6 protein-coding genes are annotated in these 6,074 nt (G+C 73.5%); 5 read left to right on the top strand and 1 reads right to left on the bottom strand.

What is annotated here, in order from left to right; translation table 11 throughout:
- On the top strand, positions 1-295 hold a 295-nt coding region (locus VFZ20_RS08295; RefSeq protein ID WP_329683387.1), incomplete at its 5' end, for a sensor histidine kinase.
- A gap of 355 nt (positions 296-650) precedes the next feature.
- Here VFZ20_RS08295 and VFZ20_RS08290 read toward each other — a convergent pair.
- Positions 651-1,889: a Gfo/Idh/MocA family oxidoreductase gene (locus VFZ20_RS08290; RefSeq protein ID WP_329683386.1), complete on the bottom strand. Its 1,239-nt coding sequence runs from the start codon at positions 1,887-1,889 to the stop codon at positions 651-653.
- Positions 1,890-2,098: 209 nt separating this feature from the next.
- On the opposite strand from VFZ20_RS08290, the gene VFZ20_RS08285 reads away from it, so the two are divergent.
- From VFZ20_RS08285 to VFZ20_RS08270, 4 genes are all read left to right on the top strand, one after another.
- Positions 2,099-3,088: an MBL fold metallo-hydrolase gene (locus tag VFZ20_RS08285; RefSeq protein WP_329683385.1), complete on the top strand. Its 990-nt coding sequence runs from the start codon at positions 2,099-2,101 to the stop codon at positions 3,086-3,088.
- A 254-nt stretch (positions 3,089-3,342) separates the two neighbouring features.
- A complete protein-coding gene (locus VFZ20_RS08280; RefSeq protein WP_329683384.1) occupies positions 3,343-3,975 on the top strand; it encodes a superoxide dismutase family protein in 633 nt (210 codons plus the stop codon).
- Positions 3,976-4,297: 322 nt separating this feature from the next.
- Positions 4,298-5,380, top strand: coding sequence for an alpha/beta hydrolase (locus VFZ20_RS08275; protein ID WP_329683383.1), 1,083 nt, complete (start codon positions 4,298-4,300; stop codon positions 5,378-5,380).
- A 47-nt stretch (positions 5,381-5,427) separates the two neighbouring features.
- A complete protein-coding gene (locus VFZ20_RS08270) occupies positions 5,428-5,697 on the top strand; it encodes a hypothetical protein (protein ID WP_329683382.1) in 270 nt (89 codons plus the stop codon).
- Positions 5,698-6,074: the final 377 nt, after the last annotated feature.

Here is a 6,074-nt window from a genome sequence, read left to right as displayed (position 1 = left end):
GGTGCACGTGCGCGACAACGGCCTGGGCGTGCCCCGGGAGGCGCGCGCCGCGCTCTTTCAGCGCTTTTACCGCGCCCACGAGGAGACGGTGACGGGCGAGGAGGGCACGGGGCTGGGGCTGGCCATCGTCCGCGAGACCATGGAGTCCGTCGGGGGCCGCGCGTGGGCGGAGTTCAGCGGCGGCCACGGCTCCACCTTCGCGCTCGCGTTCCCCTGCGTGGCCCCGGCGGAGACGGACGCGGATGGGGATGCGGATGCGCCGGCCAAAGCGCAGACCGCGGCGGACGGTCGCTGAGCCCGCACTCCCGACGTCCAGCCCGTCGACAAACATCGCAATCCGCACAAGAACTGCGCACAGGCGATGATTTCCTGAGGGAGCGCCGCGTGGAACTCGCCCGTTCACGTGAGGACGGGCGCGACCGAAGGATCTCCTTCGCCGAGCAGGGAGGTCGCGACTGGACGCGGTCCTTGCCAGGGCGAGAAGATCCTTCGGGGCCGCACACCTTCGGCACGGTCGAGCTCGCGAGGGCCCCTCAAGAAACAACTGCTTTCCCGGATGAGGTGTCCGGCGCGAGGTGATGCTTGTACGCGAACGGCGCCGCCCATGACGTGGAGCGGCGCCGTTCCGCATCTGCCGATGTCCATCCGGATCACGCCATCCGCGGCACCTCGACGGGGCGGCCGGTGCGCGCGGCCTCGTAGATGGCCTGCATGATGGCCACGTCGCGCATCCCCTCCTCGCCCGGCGTCCTGGGATCGCGGTCGTGCATCACGCACTCGGCAAAGTGGTCCATCTCCGACGCGAACTGGTTGGTGGGGCGAATCTCCCGCTGCTCCACGGCCTGCTCCGTCTTGAGCAGCAGCCGGTTGCCGTAGTACTCCGTGGCGGGATCCAGCTCGATCGTCCCTTCCGTGCCCATCACCTGCAGGCGCTTGGTGTTCTTGTACTCGTACGACGAGTTGAAGCTGCTGCGCGTGCCGTCCTCGAAGCGCATGGCGTAGTCCACGCCCGTCTCCACGGTGATGCGCGGATCGTCCGCGCGGCGCAGGGTGGCCGTGACCTCCACGGGCTCCCTGCCCAGGAGAAAGCGGGCCGTGTTGATGTTGTAGATGCCGATGTCGTACAGGCTTCCGCCGCCCGCCAGCTCCTGCCGCGCGCGCCACTGGTCGCGCGGCTTGTCCAGCTCCAGCATCCGCCCGTGCTCCCCCGCGATGGACTGCACGTCGCCGATGCGCCCCTCGGTGATCATCTGCCGGGCCAGCAGGGCGTGCGGCTCGAACTGCGCGCGGTAGGCGATCATCAGCTTGCGGCCGGCGGCGCGGCAGGCCTGGATCATGGCCCGGCAGTCCTCCACCGAAACGGCCATGGGCTTTTCGCACAAGACGTGCTTTCCCGCCCCCGCGGCGCGGAGGGTCCAGTCGCGGTGCAGCGCGTTGGGCAGGATGACGTAGACCACCTGCACGTCGGGGTTGTCGCGGATGCGGTCGAAATCCTCGTACGAGTACACGCTGGACGGGGCCACGCCGTACGCCCGCGCCACCTCGCGCGCCTTGTCCGCGTTGCCGCTGACGACGGCGCTCAACCGGCACATGCGCGTGTCGCCGATGGCGGGAAGGATCTGGTTGAGGGCAAAGTCGCCCAGGCCAACGATGGCCCATCCCACGCGCTGGTCGGGCGGCAGGGGAAGCGGGTTCTCCAGCTCCGGCATGGGCCGGCCGATGGCGCGCACCTCCTGCGGCGTCCCGTTTTGCGCCACGCCGGCGCCCGTCCCGGCGGAGGCACTCGCCTGCGCCACGGACGGCGTCGCGCTCATGGCCGCGCCCAGCAGCCCGCCCGCGGACGCCAGGACGAAGTCGCGCCGCGAGAGCCCGTCGAAGTTGGAAGCCATCCTCACGCTCGCCCAAAAGGTTTGTCGAAGGTTTGAACGGGCGGAGGGGTTCGCAAGCGGGGGGCCACCCCCGGCACACGACGCGGCGGGCGCGCATCGGGCGCCGCCGCGGCACGCGACGCGCAGGGGAGCGCCGGCCTCGTTCCGTCCCGCACACGACGGTGATCACGCACCGGGGCGTGACGCGCCCGCTGACCCACGGAGCTCCCATGACGACGACCCTTTCCCAGTCCGGGATCCCTCCGCGCGCGGCGGGGCGGCCGCGGCGGCAGCGGATCGCCTCCAGCCGCAACCACGGCGGATGGGTGGAGATGGCGCCCGGCGTGTGGTACCTGACCATCGGCTTCGTCAACGCGTACGCCGTGGGCGACCCGGCCGGGCGCTGGGTCCTGGTCGACACGGGGCTGCCCGGCACGCACGGCTTTACCCGCGCGGCCCTGGCGCGGCGGTGGGGCGCGGACGCGCGTCCGTCGGCCATCGTCCTCACGCACGGGCACTTTGACCACGCGGGCTCGGCGCGGGCGCTGGCGGAGGCGTGGGACGTTCCCGTCTACGCCGGCCCGCTGGAGCTGCCCTACCTCACGGGCCGGTCGGACTACCCGCCGCGCGACCCCAGCATGGGCGGCGCCATCGCGCAGATGTCGCGCCTGTTTCCCACGTCGGGCATCGACCTGCGCGGCCGCGTCCACGCGCTGCCGGACGACGGGACCGTGCCGGAGATGCAGGGGTGGCGCTGGCTGCACACGCCGGGGCACACGTCCGGGCACGTGTCGCTCTTTCGCGCGGCCGACGGCGTGCTGATCGCGGGCGACGCGCTCGCGACCCTGGACATGGACGCGTGGGCGTCGCACGTGACGGAGCACCGCGAGCTGGACCGGCCCGCGGCGCCGTTCACGACGGACTGGCAGGCGGCGCGGCGCAGCGTGGGCCGCCTGGCGGACCTGGCGCCGTCGGTGATCGGCGCGGGGCACGGCATTCCCCTCGCGGGGGCGGGCCTCGCGCGGGACCTGCGCCTGCTGGCGGCCACGCTCCCCGTGCCGGCGCACGGCCGCTACGTGGCGCGTCCGGCCCGGGCGGACGAGTCGGGCGTGGTCTGGGTGCCGCCCCCCGTCCCCGATCCCCTGCTGCCGCGGCTCGCGGTGGCCGGCGCGGCGGCGGCGGCCGTGCTGCTCCTGGCCCGCGCCGCGCGCCGCCGCTGATGCCGGTCCGCGGCCGCATCCTCTTCCGGGACCGGATGAGCGGATCAGGATGCATGCACAATCCTTGTGCATGCATGTTGCACCGGGCGCGGGCCACCGTCCGGCAGCGTACGGATCCATCCGTTCGATCGATCCGTTCGCGCCGGACGTCCGCCGACGCGCCTCCGGGCTCGCGGCGGATTCGTGGGGAAGGGAGGAGGGCGGCCGCGGCACGTGCCCGGCCGGCGGATGACAACGCTGCGAGGGGAGATGCGATGATGCGGATGACGAAGACGGGCGCGGGCTGCCTGGCCCTGGCGGTGGTCCTGGCGGCCTGCGGCGGTGGGGACGCGGAAGAGGCCGCGCCCGGCGCGGACACGACCGCCGCCACGACGACGGTGCCGATGCCCATGGACTCCGGCCAGATGTCCGCCGACACGGGGACGGGCGGCATGACGGGCGGCGCGCCCGTCACGGTGGCCATGCGCGACGCGCAGGGCCGCGACCTGGGCTCCGTCACGCTGGCCGAGTCCGCTCAGGGCGTCACGCTCACGGGCAGCCTGCGCGGCCTTTCGCCGGGCGAGCACGGCATCCACGTGCACACCACCGGCCGGTGCGAGCCGCCGTTCGAGAGCGCGGGCCCGCACTGGAACCCCACCAGCAAGCAGCACGGCACGCAGAACCCGCAGGGCCCGCACCTTGGCGACATGTCCAACCTCACCGTGGGCGCCGATTCCAGCGTGATGGTGCAGGCCACCACGGCGGGCGGCACGCTGCGCGGGGCCAACGCGCTGCTGGACGCCGACGGCGCGGCCGTGGTCATCCACGCCGGCGCGGACGACTACCGCACGGACCCGTCGGGCCAGTCCGGCGACCGCATCGCCTGCGGCACGGCCATGGCTTCGTAACGCCGGACCGAGCGTCAAAACGGGGCCGGGCGCATTCGCGTCCGGCCCCGTTCGCTTTGCATCCCACCACCCCGCCGTGCGGAAGTCGGCCCCGCGGATCCCGCCATACAGTGCCATCACCCGCACGGGTGCTGGTTTCTGCAACAGTTCCGGAACCCTGCCCACAATCTGTTGCTCATAATGCAACAGTTTGGGTCCGGGGTTTGCTTGGCTCCCTGCCCGGCGGTCCGCGGCAGTTGATGCGGGCGGTCCGCGGCCGTGCCCCGGGACACTCGTCCGGGGGAGCTCGCCGCCGCGGTGAGAACGGGAGGAGGAGGACGGGATGGCGACCCACCTGCGAAACGCATCGACCCTGTGCGCGGCTGCCCTGCTGGCCGCATGCGCGCCTTCCGGCGGCGCAATGCAGCCGGGTGCCATGCCCATGGATCCCGGCGCGGCGGCCACGCTGGCCCGCGCCGACGCGGACATGCGCGCCGTGCTGGAGCAGCACATGGCGCTGGGACCCAGGCCCATCGAGACGCTCACGCCGCAGGAGGCGCGGGTGCAGCCCACGCCGGCGGACGCGGTCCGGGCGCTGCTGGAGCGGATGGGGCGCAGCACCGCGCCGGAGCCCGTGGGCCGCGTGGAGGACCGCGCCATCCCTGGCCCCGGCGGCGCCATCCCCGTCCGCGTCTACACGCCGGCGGGCACCGGCCCGTTCCCCGTCGTCGTCTACTCGCACGGCGGCGGCTGGGTGATCGCCACCATCGACACGTACGACGCGTCCGCGCGGGCGCTGACCAACGCGGCGCAGGCCATCGTCGTCTCCATCGAGTACCGCAAGGGTCCCGAGAACCCGTTCCCGGCGGCGCACGATGACGCGTTCGCCGCGTACCAGTGGGTGCTGCAGAACGCGGCCTCCCTGGGCGGCGACCCCATGCGCGTGGCCGTGGCGGGCGAGAGCGCGGGCGGCGGGCTGGCCGTGGCCACGGCCATGATGGCGCGCGACCGCAACGTGCGCATACCCGTGCACGTGCTGGCCGTGTACCCCATCGCCGACGGCGACACCGAGTCTCCGTCGTACGTGGAGAACGCCAGGGCCAAGCCGCTCAACCGGCCCATGATGGAGTGGTTCTTCCGGCACTACCTGCGCGGCCCGCAGGACGCGCGCGACCCGCGCATCTCGCTTGTTCGCGCGAACCTGGACCGCATGCCGCCCACCACCATCATCCTGGCGCAGATCGATCCCCTGCGGTCCGACGGCGAGGAGCTGGGCGCGCGGCTGCGGCAGGCGGGCGTTCCCGTGCAGGTGCACGTGCACCAGGGCGTGACGCACGAGTTCTTCGGGATGGGGGCCGTGGTGGCGGATGCGCGCACGGCCGTGCAGCAGGCGGGGACGGCCCTGCGCGGGGCGTTCGCCCGGTGAGCGAGGGGCCCGGGACGCGCATCCCGCTCCCGCCGCGGACGGAACCCGTGGGGGACGCGGACGGCCACGCGTGCGCCGGCGTGGTGGCCGCGTTCCTCGAGCGCACGGCGGGGTTGACGTGCGAGGCGGCGGCGGAGGTGGCCGGCGTGCGGCCGGACACCATCCGCAAGTGGCGGCGTCGCCTGCCGCGGTGGCTCAAGGCCAGCATCGCGCGCCGCCTGGCGCGGCTCCCGGGCGACGCACCGCCCCTGGCGGACGGCTTGGGCGCGGCGTTCCGGCGCGTGCTGCGCCCCCCCGCCGGCGATCCCCGCGCCTGACCCCGCGCGGATGGGGACGTGACGACAGCCGCCGTGCCCCGTCGCACGGCGGCCGTCGTCGCGTTCTCGACCCACGGCACGAGTCCCATTCTCGAACCGGCACACAAGCGTCATCCTGAGGAGCCGCCGCGCGACCTACGGTCCATGGCGGCGACGAAGGATCTTGCCCGCAACGCTCGGCGGCGGCCCCTGGTGCACGGGGTCTGCTCCGAGTCTCGCACGCAAGATCCTTCGGTCGCGCCGGAGTGCTGTGTGCGTTCAGGTTACGCGCGGCGCTCCCTGAATAGGAAGCCAGGGCTGGCCTCGTGCGTGGAGGCGACACCGCGCGAGCGCCCCCTCCGCTCGCCTAGGCTCGCACCTCCCCCAATAACCCCTGG

The sequence above is a fragment of the Longimicrobium sp. genome (assembly GCF_036280135.1).
In the GTDB taxonomy this organism is placed as follows: domain Bacteria; phylum Gemmatimonadota; class Gemmatimonadetes; order Longimicrobiales; family Longimicrobiaceae; genus Longimicrobium.
The sequence above is the reverse complement of the archived record's forward strand: the minus strand, read 5'-3'. Positions and strand labels throughout refer to the sequence as shown.